We start from the raw sequence: 16,963 nt of genomic DNA, 5'->3' as shown, positions 1-16,963 counted from the left end.
GGTGAGTCAACCTCCATGCGGATTTGGCTGGAAACTACGTCCTGTGGGAAGTAGAGGCCCCGCCTGCTCTGTTCCGTCAGGCACTTTCAAGAAAAGAAGGACCGGATCGTGGCCGCCAACGCACCCATCGAGAAGATTCGAAACATCGGTATCTCCGCCCACATCGACTCGGGCAAGACGACGCTCTCTGAGCGCATCCTGTTCTATACGGGTCGGATTCACGAGATCCACGAGGTCCGCGGCAAGGACGGCGTGGGCGCGATCATGGATTCGATGGACCTGGAGCGTGAGAAGGGCATCACCATCCAGTCCGCCGCCACGTTCGCGATGTGGGGCGAGTACAACATCAACCTCATCGACACCCCGGGACACGTGGACTTCACCATCGAGGTGGAGCGCTCGCTCCGCGTCCTCGACGGCGCCATCCTGGTCCTCTGCTCGGTGTCCGGCGTGCAGTCACAGTCCATCACCGTGGACCGCCAGATGAAGCGCTACCGCGTTCCGCGCATCGCGTTCGTCAACAAGATGGACCGCGCCGGCGCGAACTATGACCGCGTGGCCGCGCAGCTGAAGGAGAAGCTGAACCACCACCCGGTGAAGCTCCAGATGCCCATCGGCGCCGAGGACCGCTTCAAGGGCCTGGTCGACCTCATCACCATGAAGGCGTTCTACTTCGATGGTGAGAACGGCGAGAACATCCGCGAAGAGGAGATTCCCGCGGAGATGCTCGAGGAGGCCAAGGAGCGCCGCCAGCAGATGATTGAAGGCGTGGCCGAGGTCGACGACCAGCTCGGCGAGCTGTTCCTGTCGGACGTGGCCATCCCGCACGACGTGTTGGTCGCCGCCATCCGCCGGGCCACCATTGGCCTGAAGATGACGCCGGTCATGTGCGGCTCCGCCTACAAGAACAAGGGCGTGCAGCTGGCCCTGAACGCCGTTTGCGCGTACCTCCCGAACCCCAAGGAGGCGACGAACGAGGCGCTGGACCAGAAGAACAACGAGGCGAAGGTCATCCTCGAGTCCGACCCGGAGAAGCCCTTCGTCGGTCTGGCGTTCAAGCTGGAAGACGGCCGCTACGGGCAGCTGACGTACATGCGCATCTACCAGGGCCGGGTTTCGAAGGGTGACTTCATCATCAACCAGTCGAACCAGAAGAAGGTCAAGGTTCCGCGCATCGTCCGCATGCACTCCAGCCAGATGAACGACATCAACGACGCCACCGCCGGTGACATCGTTGCGCTGTTCGGCATCGAGTGCGCGTCCGGCGACACGTTCACCGACGGCGCCGTGAGCTACACGATGACGTCCATGCACGTGCCGGACGCCGTGATTTCGCTCGCCGTGGCCCCCAAGGACCGCTCCGCGCTGGCCAACTTCTCCAAGGCGCTCAACCGGTTCACCAAGGAGGACCCCACCTTCCGCGTGCACCGCGATGAGGAGTCCGGGCAGACCATCATCCGCGGCATGGGTGAGCTCCACCTGGAGATCTACATCGAGCGCATGAAGCGCGAGTACAACTGCGAGGTCCAGGCCGGCAAGCCGCAGGTGGCTTACCGCGAGACCATCAGCCAGAAGGGCGAGTTCGCGTACACGCACAAGAAGCAGACGGGTGGCTCCGGCCAGTTCGCCCGCGTGTGCGGTTACCTGGAGCCGCTGCCCTCGGACGCGGTGCAGCAGTACGAGTTCGTGGACGACATCGTGGGCGGCTCCATCCCCCGCGAGTTCATCCCGGCCTGCGACAAGGGCTTCACCGAGGCCGTGAAGAAGGGCAGCCTCATCGGCTTCCCCGTGGTGGGTGTGCGCGTGGTCATCAACGACGGCGCCTTCCACGCGGTGGACTCGTCCGAAATGGCGTTCAAGACGGCCGCCATCATGGGCTTCCGTGAGGGCTACGCCGCCGCCAAGCCCATCATCCTCGAGCCGATGATGAAGGTGGAGGTCCAGGCCCCCGAGGACTTCCAGGGCTCCGTCGTGGGTCAGCTGAACCAGCGCCGTGGCACCATCCTCTCCACCGAGACGGCCGAGGGCTACGTCACGGCGGTGGCCGAGGTGCCGCTGAACACCATGTTCGGCTACTCCACGGACCTGCGCTCCGCCACCCAGGGCAAGGGCGAGTACACGATGGAGTTCTCCCGCTACACGCCGGTGCCCCGGAACGAGTCCGAGGCCCTGATGGCGGCGTACAAGGAGCGGCTGGCCGCCGAGCAGGCCGCGCGCAAGTAGTCCGCGCATCCGCCGCACTCTGGCGGTAAGGAAGGCGTCCCTCTTCAATGAGGGGCGCCTTTCGCCTTTCCAGGAGTCCGATACCGTGACGCTGCTCCGCGCCGCCAACGTTCAGCTCAGCTTCGGAAGCCGCACCGTCTTCCAGGACCTCACCTTCACGATTGAAGAGGGAGAGCGGGTGGGCCTGGTGGGCGTCAACGGCTCCGGCAAGTCGTCGCTGATGAAGATCCTGGCCGGGGCCTCCCGCGCCGACACGGGCGAGCTCCAGCTGCGCCGCGGCGCCCGCGTCACCTACCTGCCCCAGGAGCCGGAGTTCCCCGAAGGCGCCACGGTGGCCTCCGAGCTGTCCGTGTCCCAAGGGCCGCTGAAGGAGACGCTGGCCGCCCACGCGGAGCTGGCGCAGCGGATGGAGTCCGCCCCCGCGCAAGAGCAGGACAAGCTGATGGCGCAGTTCTCCGCGCTCAGCGACCGCATCGAGCAGATGGGCGGCTGGGACACCGAGCACCACGCCAAGACGCTGCTGGACAGGCTGGGCGTGAAGGACTGGGACCGGCCCGTGGCGCAGCTGTCCGGCGGCCTGCGCAAGCGCGTGTCCATTGCCCGGGCGCTGCTGACGCGGCCGGACCTGCTGCTGCTGGACGAGCCCACCAACCACCTGGACGCGGACACCGTGGACTGGCTGGAGGAGGAGCTGGACAAGCTGCCCGGGGCGCTGCTGCTCGTCACGCACGACCGGTACTTCCTGGACGGGCTGGTGGACCGCATCGTCGAAATCCAGCCCGGCGCGGGCGTGACGTCGTATCCCGGCAACTACCAGGCCTACGTGGAGCAGAAGCTGGTGGCGCAGGAGAACGCCGCGCTGGCGCAGCACAAGCGCGAGCGCTGGATTGCGCAAGAAGTGGCGTGGCTGCGCAAGGGCCCGGAGGCCCGCCGCACCAAGAGCAAGTCGCGCATCGACCGGGCGCAGAAGCTGATGGCGGAGAAGGGCTTCGAGCGCCCCAAGGTCGCGGACCTGCGCGTGGCGGCGGCGCCCCGGCTGGGCCACACCGTCATCGAGGCCGAGGGCGTGAAGAAGGCCTTTGGCGACCGGAAGGTGCTGGACGGCGTGGACTTCCGCCTCCAGCGCGGCGAGCGCGTGGGCCTGGTGGGCCCCAACGGCGTGGGCAAGACGACCTTCCTGCGCGTGCTGCTGGGCGAGGTGGAGCCCGACGGCGGCAAGCTCGTCATCGGGAAGAACACGAAGGTGGCGTACTACGACCAGAGCCGGGCGCAGCTCGACCTGGAGGCCACCGTGTACGAGTCAGCCTCGCAGGGCGAGGACTGGGTGGAGCTGGGCGACCAGAAGGTGGCCCTGCGCGACTACCTGGACGACCTGCTCTTCCCCGTGCCCATGCAGCGCATGAAGGTGAAGGCGCTGTCGGGCGGCGAGCGCAACCGGCTGCTGCTGGCGCGCCTGTTCCTGGAGGGCGCCAACGTGCTGGTGCTGGACGAGCCCACCAATGATTTGGACATCGTCACCCTCAACATCCTGGAGCGGCTGCTCCTGGACTTCGGGGGCAGCACCCTGCTCGTCACGCATGACCGGTACTTCCTGGACAAGGTGGCCACCAGCATCCTCACCTTCGACGGTGAAGGCCGCGTCACCCGCTACGAAGGCAACTACGCCATGTACCGGCGGCTGAAGGAGCAGTCGGACGCGAAGGCCGCCGCCCCCGCCACCCCGAAGCCGGCCGCCAGGCAGGACGAACCCGCGCCCGCCAAGGCCGCGCGCAAGCCCGGGAAGCTCTCCTACAAGGACCAGCGCGAGCTGGACGGCATGGAGACCACCATTGAGGCCGTCGAGTCGCGCAAGGCCAGCCTGGAGGCCCAGCTCGCCGACCCCACCGTGTACAGCAACGGCCCCAAGGTGGCGGAGGTGCAGAAGGCGCTGGATGCCACCGTCGCCGAGGTGGACCGGCTCTATACGCGCTGGCAGGAGTTGCAGGACCTGGCCGCCGCCAGCGCGTAGGCCGGCGCGCGTCTGTCCATTCCCAGCCATGTCTGGGAATGGGACTTCACGGAAACCCAGGGAGAATCCGGACGGCTGGCACGTCAAGCCAGTGCGTTGTTTGGAACCTCAATACTTGCTGGACGCAAGGGACGGCGGGCGGCCCTTGCATGGGACTGGCGCGTCGTGCGACTCGTGCGGGACTTCGGGGCCGTCGCACTCACGTCGTGATTCATTGGAGGCGTCGTCTTGCCGTCCCGGCTTGTGCTTGTCTCTGCGTTGTCCTCATTGGCCCTGCTCCTCGGCCCCGCTGAAACGCGGGCCCAGGGCCGTTCGCTCCCCTCCTTCAACCTCCAGCGTCTGGAATTGGACCCGGCGGCGCTAGGCTCGCTAATGGTGGGCACGGGCCGCACGCTGCCCCAGGGCGCGCTGCGCATGTCCGTCCAGGGGCACTACGAGCAGCTCCCCTTCCACTTCCAGCGGCGTTGGGAGCCGGGCGGCGGCAGCGGCCTGGTGGAGGACCGCTTCACCATGGACCTGACGGCCGCCTACGGCGTGCTGCCGTGGCTCCAGGTCGCCGCGGAGGTGCCCTTCATCGTCAGCCAGGGCGGCTCGCGCTTCCGGGACTTCAACGCCCCGGAAGGCTCGGGGATGGGCACGCCGTGGCTGGGCCTGCGCGCGGCGCTGCTGCGTCAGGACTTCGGCTTCCAGCTGGCGGCGGACGTGTCGGCCGCGCTCCCGGTGGGCAGCGCGGCGCTGCTGGCCCGGGACGACTACGCGGTGCACCCCCGCCTGCAGGTCGGCTTCCTGGCGGAGACGTGGCAGGTGGGCGGTGAGGCCGGCGTGCTGGTGCGCAAGAAGCACGAGCTCGTCAGCGTGTCCGGCTTCTCCCAGGATGTCATCGGCAGCGAGCTGCGGCTGGGCGCCACGGTGACGTCGCGAGCCGGAGAGAGCACGCGCGGCGAGGTGAGCGTCGTGGCGGGGCTGCCGCTGCAAGGCGGCCGCCCGGGCGGCGAGCTGCTGCTGGCCATCCGCAAGCACGCGCTGTCCTGGATGGACCTCTACGTCATGGGCGGGCCCGGCGTGGGCGCTGGCATGGACACGCCCACCTTCCGCTTCATGGCGGGCGCCTCGTTCTCCACCTTCAAGGTGGACTGAAGCGCCCCGCCCCGCCGCGGCGTCCTATTTGGGCATCACTCCGAAGGCCTTCGCCATCGCGATGCCGATGCCCAGCAGGCTCTCTCCGGCGATGAAGCCGGAGGACACCGGCAGCACCATGTCGTCCGCCAGCTTCGGCTTCGTGCGGCGCAGCAGCGCGGCGATGGCCGAGCCCAGGAAGAAGGCGATGGAGCTGGAGCCCGGAATCACGATGGCCAGCCCGAAGCCCGCGGGGGACGGCACGTAGGCCTTCGCCTTCGCCGGGGCCCAGCGCTCCAGCAGCACCAGGAAGATGCCCAGCGTGGCGCCGCACAGCGCGCCCACGCGCGCCGAGCCTGGCAGCGCGGCCACGCCCGTGGCGAGCAGCTTCGACACGCCGGCCCACACCATGGAGGCGGGCGCGGGGAACTCCTCGGAGCCCAGCATGCTGGCGTCCGGTACCAGAATCTTGAACACGGGCACCACCACCGCCGCGCCGGCCACCACGCCGAAGAGCTGCGCGACGAACTGCTGGCGCGGGTTGGCGCCCAGCAGCCACCCGGACTTGAGGTCCGTCAGCAGGTCCGCCGAGTGGAGCCCCACGCCGCCCGTCGCGTTGGCGCTCATGACGTTGGCGGGGATGTTGCCCGGCGCCAGGCCGCCGAAGATGAGCTGCGTGACGGGGCCCAGCGCCTTGGTGGGCGTGGTGTCCGTCTCGCCCGTCACCCGGCTGGCGATGACGCCCATGACGACGGCCAGCGGCATGGCCAGCACGCCCGCCCACCACGGAATCTGGAACAGGTAGGCCATGAGGAACACGGCCACCGGGCCCAGAATCGCGAAGCCCAGGGGGAACCACGAGGGCGGGCATTCAATCCCGGCCAGCGGGTCCGCCTCCTCCACCTTCGCGTTCTTCCCCTTGAACAGGCCGGACAGCGACTTGAAGGAGCGCGCCACGCTGCGCCACTGGAAGGCGAAGGAGAGCAGGCCCGAGGACACCAGCACCGCGGAGCCCGTCCACACCATCCAGCTGTTGATGGAGCGGTAGCTGACCTCCGCGATGGCGCCCTGGCTCACCATGGCCGGGGCGAGGAAGCCGTAGGTGAGCACCGCGCCCAGCAGCATGGACCAGCCCGTGCGGAAGCTCACCAGCGCGCCCGCGCCCACCAGCAGCAGGCTGAACTCGAAGGACAGCGACCACGCCGATGCCTTCTTCCCCAACATCGTGAAGGGCAGACTCACCTTCTCCGGGATGTTGGCCAGCCACGTGAAGCGCGCGTCGCGCAGGGCCACGACGAACGCGCCAATGGCACCGGAGATGCCGAGCAGCCGCGACTTGCGCCGGGCCACCTCACCGTGGCCGTGCAGCGCGCGGATGGTCTCCGCGGTGGCCGTGCCGGTGGGGAACGGCAGCGCCTCGATGTTGATGAGCTGGCGCTTGATGGGGATGGCCGCGAAGACGCCCAGCGCGGAGATGACGGCGAACCAGACCATCAACCAGCCCGAGGACGGCAGCGTCCCCGTCAGCATCAGCAGCGCGGGCACCGCGGCCATGTTGCCGCCGCCCGTCATGTAGCCCGCGGCCGAGGCCACCGAGCCCATGGCGTTGTTCTCCAGGTCGGTGAACTCCGTCTTCAGCACCCGAATCGAGCGCAGCGTGCCGAACACCGCGAAGGCCAGGATGCAGGCGGTGATGGTGACGCCCAGGCTCCAGCCCGTCTTGAGGATGACGTACAGGTTGGACAGGCACATCACCGCGCCAATCGCCATGCCGGCGATGACGGCGCGCACCGTGAGCTGGCGCGCTCCCCCCTGGTAGACGTGCTCCAGCCAGTAACGCTCCGGGTCATGGGCCGCGGAGGCGCCCGCGTCCCCCGGTGCGTCGGGCGGTTGGATGCGGAGGTCGCTGGGGCTGGGCGTCTGCGAGGGGGACTGGCTCATGGGGGCCGCGACAATAATCCACGCCACTTCCCCTCGCGAGCGCGACGTGTGACGGGCGGGCCCACCTCATGGGCTGGCCGCGCCGCGTCAGGGCGGCACGTCAGCCGTGCTCATGCCCGCCCGGCCCGTGGACGTGGCCGTGGGTGAGCTCCTCCTGCGTGGCCGTCCGCACGCCCTTCACGATGACGTCGAAGTGCAGCGTCTTGCCAGCCAGGGGGTGGTTGAGGTCCACCACGACGCCGTCCTCGCGCACCTCCTGGATGCGCAGCGGGATGTCGCCCTGGTCCGTCTGCGCCATCAGCGTCTGGCCGGCCTGCGGCGAGAAGCCGGGCGGCAGCATGTCGCGCGGCACGGTGCGCACGCCCGCCGGGTCGTGCTCGCCGTAGCCCTGGCCGGGCGCCACCACCACCTGCTTGCTCTCCCCCAGGCTCATGCCCTCCAGGGCGCCTTCGAGCCCCGGGACAATCTGCCGGTGCCCGTGCAGGTAGGAGAGGGGCTGCTCGGGCGCGCTCTGGTCGATGACCTGACCGTCTCCCAGGTGCAGCCGGTATTCGAGCGAGACGACGGAATCCTTGGCGACCCTCATGCGGGGCTCCTTGCCGATGACTGGGTTGGGACTGCGAGTGCTGCGAGGAAGGTGCGGCGGGAAATGCCCGGCGTCAGGAAGCAGAGGGGTCCACGGCTCCCTCTGCGGCCGGGCTGTCGGCCGGCTCCCCGCGCGCCACGTAGACGGCGGCGGCCAGGTCCCCGGTGACGTTGAGCGTGGTGCGGCACATGTCCAGGAAGCGGTCCACGCCCAGGATGAGGCCCAGGCCCTCCACCGGAATCTTGAACATGCCCAGAATCATCGCGATGACGGGGATGGAGCCCGCCGGCACCCCCGCGGTGCCGATGCCCGCCAGGATGCAGATGAACATGATGAGCGCCTGGTCGGACAGGCTGAGCGGCACGCCGTAGACCTGGGCGAGGAAGAGCACCGTGACGCCTTCGAAGAGCGCGGTGCCGTTCTGGTTCATGGCCGAGCCGGCGGTGAGCACGAAGCGCGACACGTTGCGCGGCAGCTTGAGGTTCTCCTCCGCCACCTTGAGCGCGGTGGGCAGCGTGGCGCTGGAAGAGGACGTGGAGAAGGCGGTGACGATGGCCAGCCGGCTGCCGCGGAAGAACTCGATGGGGTTGCGCCCGCCCAGGAAGCGCACCGACAGCGAGTAGACGATGAACATGTGCAGGCCCAGCGCCAGCAGCACCGTGCCCATGTACGAGGCGAGCTGCACGAAGATGCCGAAGCCCAGCCGCGCCGTCATGGCGAACAGCAGCGCGGCCACGCCGAAGGGCGCCAGGCTCAGCACGCCGTCGATGAGCTTCATCATCACGTCGTAGAGGCCCTGGATGGTTTCCCGCAGGCGCAGCACGGGCTCCGTCGGCGTGAGCGCCACGCCCAGGCCGAAGATGAGCGAGAAGACGATGAGGCCGATGAAGTCTCCATCCGCCGCGGCCTTGATGGGGTTGGTGGGCACCATGGAGATGAGCACCGCGCCGAACGAGGACGCCCCTGGCGCGGCGGCCGCCTGGATGGTCATCCCGCCCTGGGCCAGCGCACGGGCCTCGTCACTGAGGCCCGCGCCGGGCTGCAGCGTGTTGACCAGCACCAGGCCGATGAGGACGGAGATGGAGGACAGGACGACGGTGTAGCCCAGCGTGCGAGCCCCCAGCCGCCCCACCTGCTTGAGGTCCAGCTCCGCCACCGCCGCGACGATGGCGGAGAACAGCAGCGGCACCACGAGCATCAGCAGCAGGCGGATGAAGATCTGCCCCACCGGCGAGGCGACGTTGTCCACGACGAAGGTCAGCCAGGGCGCGCCGCCCGCGACGACGTTGGCGACAAGTCCCGCCACCGCGCCGGAGGCAATACCGACGAGCATCTTCTGGTGCGCCTTCATCAAGTCTCCGAGCCCTCCTCGCCGGAGGAGAATGGTCCACGCCACCGGGCGGTAGGCGAAGATGGCATGCTGTCCTCCTCGTGGAAACCCTCGTTCGACTCACCGAGAACGCCGTGCCCCCCCTGCTCTTCCGCCGCCTGCTGCGGCGCTTGGGCGCCGTGGGCACGGAGCGCCTGCGCCAGACCTACCAGACGACCTTCTGGTACGACTTCGGCCCCGCGGCCAACGTGGTGGAGGACATCATCCTCACGCTGCGTCCGCACATCGCCGGCAGACGCCGCGTGGCCGGCGTGGAGTGGTGGCTGTCACGCATGGACCCGACGGACGTGCGCGTGGACTTCCACCAGGACCGCGACGAGAAGCTCGCGCTGCGCACCGGTGAGCTGGTGCACCCGCGCATCTCCTCGGTGCTGTTCCTCAACCGGGTGCGCGGCGGCGCGCTGGTGGTGACGCGCGAGCCGCCAGACGCGGCCAACCCGTCCCTGGCGCCCGCGAACCTGGACACCGCCGACCTGGTGACGCCGCGGCCCAACCGGCTGGTGACGTTCGACGGCACGCTCACGCACGGCGTGCTGGACGCGGACAACCAGATTCCCGACGGGAAGCTGCCCGGGAAGTCCCGCCAGCGCCGCACGCTGGTGATGAACTGGTGGGGACACCGTCCCACCGACATCCCCGCGTGGGCGGACACGCGCATCTACCGGGCGCTGGCGCGCTGAGCCTCCTCGCGGGCCGTCTCGCGCAGGCGGTGGGTGACGCGCTCGGCCCACTCCGGCTCGATTTCCAGGCACGCGGGCCGCCGGCCCAGCAGCAGCGCCGCCGACGGCATGGAGCCGCTGCCCGCGAAGGGGTCCAGCACCGTGTCCCCCGGGCGGCTGTACGTGCGCAGCAGCGGCTCCAGGACGGAGAAGGGCTTGTGGTGCGGGTGGCCGCCCCAGCGCTTCGCTTCGCCTTCATCGTCGTAGCCGCCGACGACGGCCCAGACGGTGGGCAAGTCTCCTGGCGCCAGCGGCGGCGCGGGCGTGCGGGCAATCACGAGCGCGACCTCATAGACGCGCAGCGTCTGCTCGTTGGCGTTCTTGTCGGTGGTGCGCTTGCCCCAGACGTACTCGCCGCGCAGGTGCGGATAGCCCAGCCCGCGCGCGGCGGTGAGGAGGGGCTCCTTGCCCAGCAGGTTCGTCCAGATGATGAGGGGCGCGTCCGGCGTCAGGTGCGCGGTGGCGCGCGACAGCCAGGCCTCGGAGAAGGCGCGGTAGTCGCGCACCGTCTCGAAGCGGACGATGGGGTTCTGGTCTATCTTCTTGTGCGCGCGCGTGTCTCGCAGGTCCCCGCCCTTGCGCCGCCGGGTGAGCAGGCAGTACGGCGGGTCCGTGTGGAGCAACGCGGCGCGGGTGTCACCCAGCGCGGCGCGGTAGCCCGCCGGCTCGCGGGAATCGGCGTTGATGCAGCGGAGGGACTCGGGCGGGGGGAGGGAGGTCATCGGCCTGAGCGGCACCCTACACGGCGGGGCGCGGGGCTCAAGTGGCGCGCTCACGGGGCTTGGAGTCCCTCCAGCTTCAAGGTCCGCTTGCGGCCCTCGTCCCACAGCTCGAGCGTGTACCGGCCGTGGTCCGCGGCCTCCGGCTCGTCCACGATGATGATGACGGGCTGGCTGCCGTCGGCGGCCACCGGGCCCTCTTGCCAGGGCGGGAGTGTCTTCAGCCGCTTGCCATGGACGTCCGTGAGCGTCGCCCCCACCGCGCTCCATCCACTCCACGCCCCTGCCTTCGCTGGCCTGAGCCTCAGCGCGGCCCACCGGGGGGACAGGCGGACGAACTCCACGCGCGCGGCGGCGACGTCCCCCGCCACCTTCCGGGGGACCCAGGACCGGGAGTGGACGATGCCCGTGTCCCGGAGCTCCGCGACCAGCATCTCCCGGGTGTACTCAGCCCCCGTTCGCGAACGCTGGAGCTGTTGCACCTGGCGCTCCAAACGGACCATCCCCGCTCGGAGCTCCTCCACCTCCTGCCGGTAGGACGCCGCCGAGCGCGCGTGGCGGTAGAGTTCGATTTGACGCTCCGCCCGCGCGGCATCCACGACGAGCACCACGACGGCGCGATCGGGCACCGCGCCATCATGGAAGCGGACCTCCAACCGCAGCCGCTCGCCCTCACGAAACGTGGACGAGGGGACCACCACCAGGTGGTCCTCGGTCACTCCGAAGCGCTGGAACCGCTCACGGCCCTCCAGGACCAACTGCTCGGGGCGGATGCGCGCATCGAAGAACAAGGTGGTGGACAGCCCAGGGCTGATGCGGACCTCCGGGGGCGTCACCAGCATCCCCGCCTGGACGTCAATGCGCCGGACCGCGGTGCCAGTGCCTGGCGTATCCAGTGCCGCGGCCTGCGCCGTGGCGGCCCACAACACTCCCGACACGAGCACGATGAATGCGGACGAACCATTCAAGAGCGAGCCACCTCCAGCAAGGGCGCGTCCACACCATGACAGCGGGAGGCCTACTCAGGCGTCCCCAATTGACCGAGAACCTCTGACGTCATCAGGTTGACGCCCGAACTCATCAACAGTTTGTCGGGCGTGCTATCCCATTCGTAGAGCATCCCGACTCGCCTCGGAAAGGGCCCGTCAACGATGTTGGCGCAGACCGGCAGCCGCTGACCGTCGGGCGTCTCCACCTCGGTGATCCAACCGTAGACGTACTTCTTGCCCCGGAACAACGTGCCGTACATCCGGGTCCCCTTGGGGAACCGCCCCTCGTAGTGACTGACGACCTCGGCGATGGCGTGGAGGGTGATGGGCGAACCGTCTGGCGGCACGGGGATGGAGCCTTCGTTGGGGTCGATGTAGAGCGTCTCCCAGTTGCCCATCATCCTGGCCATCTTGAAGCCCCGCTTCCTCATGCCCTCCACCACCTCTGGCGGGCACTCGCGCTTGGGCGACGCCTCCCGCACCTGAGGCCCGCTGGCGCAGGCGGCGGTGAGGCAGGCCACGGCGGCGGCCTTGCCCAGGGCGCCTCCGGCCGGCTGGCGCTTCTTGGGCCGCGCCGCGGGGGCCGCTTCGCCCTCCGCGCCGGAGGATGCCACCTGCGCGGACACCTCGTCCCGCGCGCCCGTGTCGTGAACCGCGCCCGCGTCCTGAGAGGGCGGCACCGCCTCCAGGAGGGGCATTTCGGGGGGATTCGAAGAACGACTCGTCACTGCGGGACTTCCTTTCTCAATGGGAAGAGACGGGGCAGGAGCCGGGTCTCCCGCGGTGGGCAGCGCGAGGCGGCTCACCCCGAACGCCAACAACCCCACGGCCACCAGCGCGGCCCCCACCAGCCCCGCGGCGCCGCCGCGGCTCGGGCGCGGTGCCCGCGGCGCGGGTGTCTCCACGGAGGGTGTCTCCACGGAGGGTGTCTCCACGGAGGGCGCCTCCACCGCGGGCGCCGCCGGAGGCTCGGACGCCGCGGCGGGTGCGCTCGCGCTCGCCACGGGGGCCTCCCGGGGCTCCGGATTGAGGGGCAGCACCGGCGCGCCACCGGACGACTCCCGGGGCCGGACGGGCCGCGAGGACGTGGCGGCGTCGGGCACCATGCGCACCCGCGGGGCCTCCGCGTCCGCGCCCTCGGGAGGACGGTCCAGCGACACCTTCCAGGCCGGCTGCCGCTTCTCCTTGGCCACGTCCCAGAGGGCCTGGAGCAGGGCCTCCGTGTTGGCGTAGCGGTCCTCGGGGCGCTTGGCGAGCAGCCGCAGGGCGATGTCTCCCAGGGCGCGCGGCACCTTCGGGTTGACGACGTGGGGCGCGCGCGGCGTCACCGTCTCGATGGCCGGCAGCAGGCGGTCATACGGGAGCTTCGGGTCGAACGCGTAGCCGTCCGTGAGCGCCTCGTACAGCAGCGCGCCCAGCGCGTAGAGGTCCCCCGGCACGCCCGCGTCGAAGCTGGCGCCCTGCTGCCAGGAGCCTTCGCGCAGGAAGGCGACGCACTCGGGCGGCAGCAGGTGGGGCGAGGCGGGCGCCACGCCCACCGTCAACGTCGTGGCCGCGGGCAGCCGCACCGTGCCCAGGTCGATGAGGAAGGGGCGCTCGTCCTCGCGGCGGATGAGGACGTTGTCGCCCTTCATGTCCCGGTGGTGCACGCCCCGGCGGTGCAGGTCCGCCATCACGCGGACCACTTCCGTGAAGACGGACAGCAGGTGCGCCGCCGTGGGCTTCACCCGCCAGCGCCACTCGTGGAACGTCTCGCCATCGATGTAGTCGGTGACGAAGTACAGGTAGCCGTCGGGAGGCTCGGGCCAGCGGTCCACGGCGTGCAACGCCGGGAGGTTCGGATGGGGCGCGCAGGACAGCAGCGCCGCGACCTCATGCGCCAGCCGGCCGTTGATGTCCTCTTCCTCCGCCGCGTGGAGTCCCGCCGGACGCAGCGCCATCTTCAGCGAGTAGTGGCGGCCCGCCCGCTCCACCTGGAAGACCCGGCCAAAGCCCCCCGAGCCCAGCGACGCGACGACGCGCCAGGGGCCGACCTCGCTGCCCGGGACGAGCTGATCCGGATGGAAGGGAGGCGACCTCACGGCCACGGTCGCTGCCCTCCGCCCGCCCCACCCGCCACGTCACGCGCGGGACGCACGCCCCGTGGCGGCGCCATTCGCGCGGAAGACTCGGTAACCACCCAGGGAGCGGGGCTGGACAAGGGCAACCTCCAGGGTTGACCTTATCGTTTCCCCCGGGGATGTCACGTTTTCACTTACCCGCGAGGTAAGTCCACTGCTCAGGAAGACCCAACGCCCTCCGTTGGGTCCACCGCCTCGGCGGCGTCCGCCCAGGCCCCGCTCAGCCGCGCCTCGGAGGCCAGCGCTTCGTCCCAGGAGGGGCCGTCCGGCAGCAGGCGCGCGGAGTGCGTCAGGACGAGCCGCTCCAGCGCGAGCTCCTCACACAGCCGCCGCAGCCCCACCGCGTCCAATCCCAGGCGGGCGAGGTGGGCCTCACGACGCGAGGCGGTCACGCGCTGGGTCTGCCACCAGCGGGCCTCCTCCTCGGCCACCTCGGAGGGGGAGACGCCCAGTCCCAGGGTGCGTCCCCAGCCCGCGAGCAGCGCCCGCCGCAGTCCCGCCTCGGCCAGCGCCGCCGCGTCCGGGGACTCACGCAGGACGTCCAGCACCTGCCCCGAGGACACGGCGCCCGCCTGCGTCGCCGTCACGTCATCCACCAGCCGCCGACGCCGGACCAGGGACGACGGCTCACGCGGAGCGCCGTGCGGCGCGGGCGCACCCGAGGCCACCCACTCCGCCGCCGTCCGGAGGCACGCGAGCGCGTCCCGCCGCTTCAGGTCCTCCGCGCCGCGCGGAGACCACGCGTCCCACGCGGCCCGGGTGGACGCGGACCAGCGAGGCGCCACGGCCTCCAGCACCCGCGCCCAGGTCCGCTCCTGGTAGAAGACGGACTGGCCCTCGTCGACGAGCGCCCGGGCCGCCTCGCGCGTCAGCACCCGCGCCTGGGCCGCGCACTCCGCCGCGTGCCGGACGTTGACCAGGGGCACCGTGAGCGAACGCCAGCCGTGCTCACCGTCCGCGTGCAGCAGCGCCACCTCCGAGTCATCCACCACCACGCCATCGCGGTACCACTCGAAGATGCGCCCCACGCCCACCACGCCGTGCAGGGCCAGCTCCGCCGCGCGCAGGGCCCCCATGCTGCCGCCCCCGAAGACGGCCACGCCCGCCTCCAGCGCCGCCAGCAGCTCGTGGTGCCACACCGAGGGCTGGGCCTCGAAGACGCCATCCACCAGGGCGATGGCCCGGGGCCGCAGCCGCAGCGCGCGCCACACGTCCCCCTGCCTCGCGGGCGGCAGCACCGTGCAGGGCGCCAGCCGCTTCGCTTCGGCCTCCGGGAGAGAGGGCCCCAGGAAGACCACGAGCTGGTCCGCGCGCCGCTTCATAGGAGCTCCGAGATGCGCATGCCCGGCACCACGACCTTCTGGACGTGAAGGCCCTCCACCGGGGACGACAACGCCACCGCCGCCGCTCGCTTGAAGCCCGCGCGCCGGAGCAACGCCAGCACCTGGCGCACCTGCCCCGCCGCGGCGCCCTTCGCCTTCGCCCCCAGGTCGGGCATGTCCGCGGCGCGCCGCCGGGGGCGGGCCTGGGCACAGGCCTCCGCGAAGCCCCGCGCCGCCTCCCGGTCCGCGGCGGCCACGTCCTCGCGAGCGCCGTGGATGTCCGTCAGCCGCGACTGCGCCGCCTCCAGCAGGGCCTTCAGCAAGGCCGCCTCGCGCGTCAACGCGCACGCATAACCCGCGGTGAGGGGCACCGGGCCCTCCTCCAGGTCCACCAGCACCGCCGCGCCCACCGGCAGCCCCACCGCGCCCCGCGTGCGCGCGGCGGGCGTGGCGTCGAAGAGGTACACGCCAAAGCCCCGCTCGCGCAGCGGGCCAGCCAGGGCCTCCACGGCGGGCGCGAGCTCGCGCAGCTCGGGCGTTCGCAGCAGCCGGCGCTGGACGACCTCTTCCGTCCACCCTTCGGGCATCATCCGCGCGAGCTGGTCCCGCTCCGTCGCCTCCAGCAGCGCGTGCAGCAGGGCCCGCCGCGCGTCCGGGTGCGCGCCGGAGCCGTTGCTCGTCCACGCCACCGCCACCGGCCCCACCCCGGCGCTCCCGGCGGGAGGCACGTGCACGCCCTGCGCGGGCACCCACACCGGCGCACCGGAGTACAGCTCCCGCGCCTCGCGCCAGGCACAGCGCACATGCGGGCTCCACAAGCGCGGCGCCACCAGCGCCCCCGCCGAGCCCAGTTCATCCGCGCCCCACAGCTCGCCCAGGTGGCCCTCCAGCTCCGCGCGCGAGCCCCACACGAAGGCGTCCAGCACCACCGTCTCCGCCGCCCACAGCTCCGCCGTCTCCAGCAGCGCGCCCCAGGCCGCGTCGTCGTAGGAGAGGCCCTTGCCGTTGCACACCTGGAGGACGTGGCCTCCCGGCCGCACCGCGCACGCCACCTCCACGCCGGTCCGGTCCAACCCCGTGACGCGCGCCACCCGCGTCACGCCCATCGCCTGGGCCAATCGTTGTTGAAAACGCCGCGAAGACAGCTCGTCCGTGGGAGCCTGCACGGGCGCGGACCTTAGCCTGAACGCATGTCGGAGGGTGCTCACTCCCACGCGCAGTGGTACTCGCAGTGCGGTGCGCCCCGGGCGCGGCACATGGGGTGGGTGACGCGCACGGCGCGGCCGCCACACAGCTCGATGGCGCGCTCGTGCCAGCCGATGATGGTCAGACAGTCCGGCTCGGTGACGTTCTCCGCGCCGAAGGTCCGCAGCACCGCCGCACATGGGCCTGTCTGCTCATAGGTGCGCGAGCCCACCGCGTAATAGAAGCGGTAGATTTTCGGCGCCTGGCTCAGCAGGAAGTGCGGTTCGCCTGCCTTGACGAAGACGTGCTGCGGGCCGCGCAGCGCCTCGTGGGCGGAAGCGCGCCCCATCTCCAGGAAGGCCCGGTCCTTGTCCTCGGGCGACATCACCCCCGCGATGGCCGCGTCCAACCGCAGGTTCAGCTCCAGGGGGTACCAGCCGACGGGGAGCAGCATCTTCCGCAGCAGCGCCTGGTCCTCCGCGGGCAACCGCCGCAGCACCGCGTCCACCCCGACCTGCCCACCGTGCTGGCGCAGCATGTTGAGCCGCGAAATGAGCACGCCGCCCTTGATGCGTGAGCCAGTTCCTTGGGTCAACATGCCCCCGTCCCAGGTAACAACCGCCCACCCATTGTCCCCGCGTGCCC

13 protein-coding genes are annotated in these 16,963 nt (G+C 70.7%); 4 read left to right on the top strand and 9 right to left on the bottom strand.

All coding sequences use genetic code 11. From position 1 onward, the window contains the following. Positions 1-108 precede the first annotated feature (108 nt). The 3 genes from fusA to HV826_RS18315 all read left to right on the top strand — a co-directional run bounded on the left by fusA (position 109) and on the right by HV826_RS18315 (position 5,368). Complete coding sequence (fusA, locus tag HV826_RS18325) at positions 109-2,223, top strand: elongation factor G (RefSeq protein WP_176418322.1); 2,115 nt, start codon at positions 109-111, stop codon at positions 2,221-2,223. A gap of 85 nt (positions 2,224-2,308) precedes the next feature. Then, the gene (locus HV826_RS18320) at positions 2,309-4,231 is read left to right on the top strand and encodes an ABC-F family ATP-binding cassette domain-containing protein (RefSeq protein ID WP_176418321.1); all 1,923 of its coding nucleotides are present in this window, start codon (positions 2,309-2,311) and stop codon (positions 4,229-4,231) included. Positions 4,232-4,459: 228 nt separating this feature from the next. Further along, entirely contained in the window at positions 4,460-5,368 is a 909-nt protein-coding gene (locus tag HV826_RS18315) for a flagellar motor protein MotB (RefSeq protein WP_217917347.1), read from the top strand. Between the two features lie 24 nt (positions 5,369-5,392). On the opposite strand, the gene HV826_RS18310 is transcribed toward HV826_RS18315, so the two are convergent. The 3 genes from HV826_RS18310 to HV826_RS18300 form a co-directional block, all read right to left on the bottom strand. Next, the gene (locus HV826_RS18310) at positions 5,393-7,288 is read right to left on the bottom strand and encodes an OPT family oligopeptide transporter (RefSeq protein ID WP_176418320.1); all 1,896 of its coding nucleotides are present in this window, start codon (positions 7,286-7,288) and stop codon (positions 5,393-5,395) included. Between the two features lie 100 nt (positions 7,289-7,388). Further along, positions 7,389-7,874 (bottom strand): peptidylprolyl isomerase, encoded by a 486-nt coding sequence (locus tag HV826_RS18305; RefSeq protein ID WP_176418319.1) that lies wholly within the window; start codon positions 7,872-7,874, stop codon positions 7,389-7,391. 73 nt (positions 7,875-7,947) lie between these two features. Then, positions 7,948-9,225 carry a dicarboxylate/amino acid:cation symporter gene (locus HV826_RS18300; protein ID WP_176418354.1) on the bottom strand — a complete coding sequence of 426 codons (1,278 nt, stop codon included), beginning with the start codon at positions 9,223-9,225 and terminating at the stop codon, positions 7,948-7,950. An 80-nt stretch (positions 9,226-9,305) separates the two neighbouring features. Here HV826_RS18300 and HV826_RS18295 point away from each other — a divergent pair, with 80 nt between their 5' ends. Then, positions 9,306-9,944, top strand: coding sequence for a hypothetical protein (locus HV826_RS18295; RefSeq protein ID WP_176418318.1), 639 nt, complete (start codon positions 9,306-9,308; stop codon positions 9,942-9,944). Here HV826_RS18295 and HV826_RS18290 read toward each other — a convergent pair. The 6 genes from HV826_RS18290 to HV826_RS18265 all read right to left on the bottom strand — a co-directional run bounded on the left by HV826_RS18290 (position 9,923) and on the right by HV826_RS18265 (position 16,916). After that, entirely contained in the window at positions 9,923-10,705 is a 783-nt protein-coding gene (locus tag HV826_RS18290) for a DNA methyltransferase (RefSeq protein ID WP_176418317.1), read from the bottom strand. The two genes, HV826_RS18295 and HV826_RS18290, sit on opposite strands and share 22 nt — an antisense overlap. Before the next feature lie 50 nt (positions 10,706-10,755). Next, positions 10,756-11,670: a DUF2381 family protein gene (locus HV826_RS18285; RefSeq protein WP_176418316.1), complete on the bottom strand. Its 915-nt coding sequence runs from the start codon at positions 11,668-11,670 to the stop codon at positions 10,756-10,758. A 50-nt stretch (positions 11,671-11,720) separates the two neighbouring features. Continuing rightward, entirely contained in the window at positions 11,721-13,778 is a 2,058-nt protein-coding gene (locus tag HV826_RS18280) for a serine/threonine protein kinase (protein ID WP_368670948.1), read from the bottom strand. A 191-nt stretch (positions 13,779-13,969) separates the two neighbouring features. Then, positions 13,970-15,133 carry a TfuA-like protein gene (locus HV826_RS18275; protein ID WP_176418315.1) on the bottom strand — a complete coding sequence of 388 codons (1,164 nt, stop codon included), beginning with the start codon at positions 15,131-15,133 and terminating at the stop codon, positions 13,970-13,972. Next, entirely contained in the window at positions 15,130-16,299 is a 1,170-nt protein-coding gene (locus HV826_RS18270; protein WP_176418314.1) for a YcaO-like family protein, read from the bottom strand. The genes HV826_RS18275 and HV826_RS18270 overlap by 4 nt, the downstream gene beginning before the upstream one ends. Before the next feature lie 38 nt (positions 16,300-16,337). Further along, positions 16,338-16,916 carry a TIGR02265 family protein gene (locus HV826_RS18265; protein ID WP_255217280.1) on the bottom strand — a complete coding sequence of 193 codons (579 nt, stop codon included), beginning with the start codon at positions 16,914-16,916 and terminating at the stop codon, positions 16,338-16,340. Between the last annotated feature and the right edge of the window lie 47 nt (positions 16,917-16,963).

This window comes from Myxococcus sp. AM010, assembly GCF_013372585.1.
GTDB classification, from domain to species: Bacteria; Myxococcota; Myxococcia; order Myxococcales; family Myxococcaceae; genus Myxococcus; species Myxococcus vastator.
Note: the sequence above shows the minus strand (reverse complement) of the source record. Positions and strands in the feature narration are given on the sequence as shown.

Bases quoted from the DNA above. Each gene is read 5' to 3' on its own strand.
- HV826_RS18310 (WP_176418320.1), bottom strand. From the start codon at position 7,288: ATGAGCCAGTCCCCCTCGCAGACGCCCAGCCCCAGCGACCTCCGCATC.
- HV826_RS18305 (WP_176418319.1), bottom strand. From the start codon at position 7,874: ATGAGGGTCGCCAAGGATTCCGTCGTCTCGCTCGAATACCGGCTGCAC.
- HV826_RS18300 (WP_176418354.1), bottom strand. From the start codon at position 9,225: ATGAAGGCGCACCAGAAGATGCTCGTCGGTATTGCCTCCGGCGCGGTG.
- HV826_RS18290 (WP_176418317.1), bottom strand. From the start codon at position 10,705: ATGACCTCCCTCCCCCCGCCCGAGTCCCTCCGCTGCATCAACGCCGAT.
- HV826_RS18275 (WP_176418315.1), bottom strand. From the start codon at position 15,133: ATGAAGCGGCGCGCGGACCAGCTCGTGGTCTTCCTGGGGCCCTCTCTC.
- HV826_RS18265 (WP_255217280.1), bottom strand. From the start codon at position 16,916: ATGTTGACCCAAGGAACTGGCTCACGCATCAAGGGCGGCGTGCTCATT.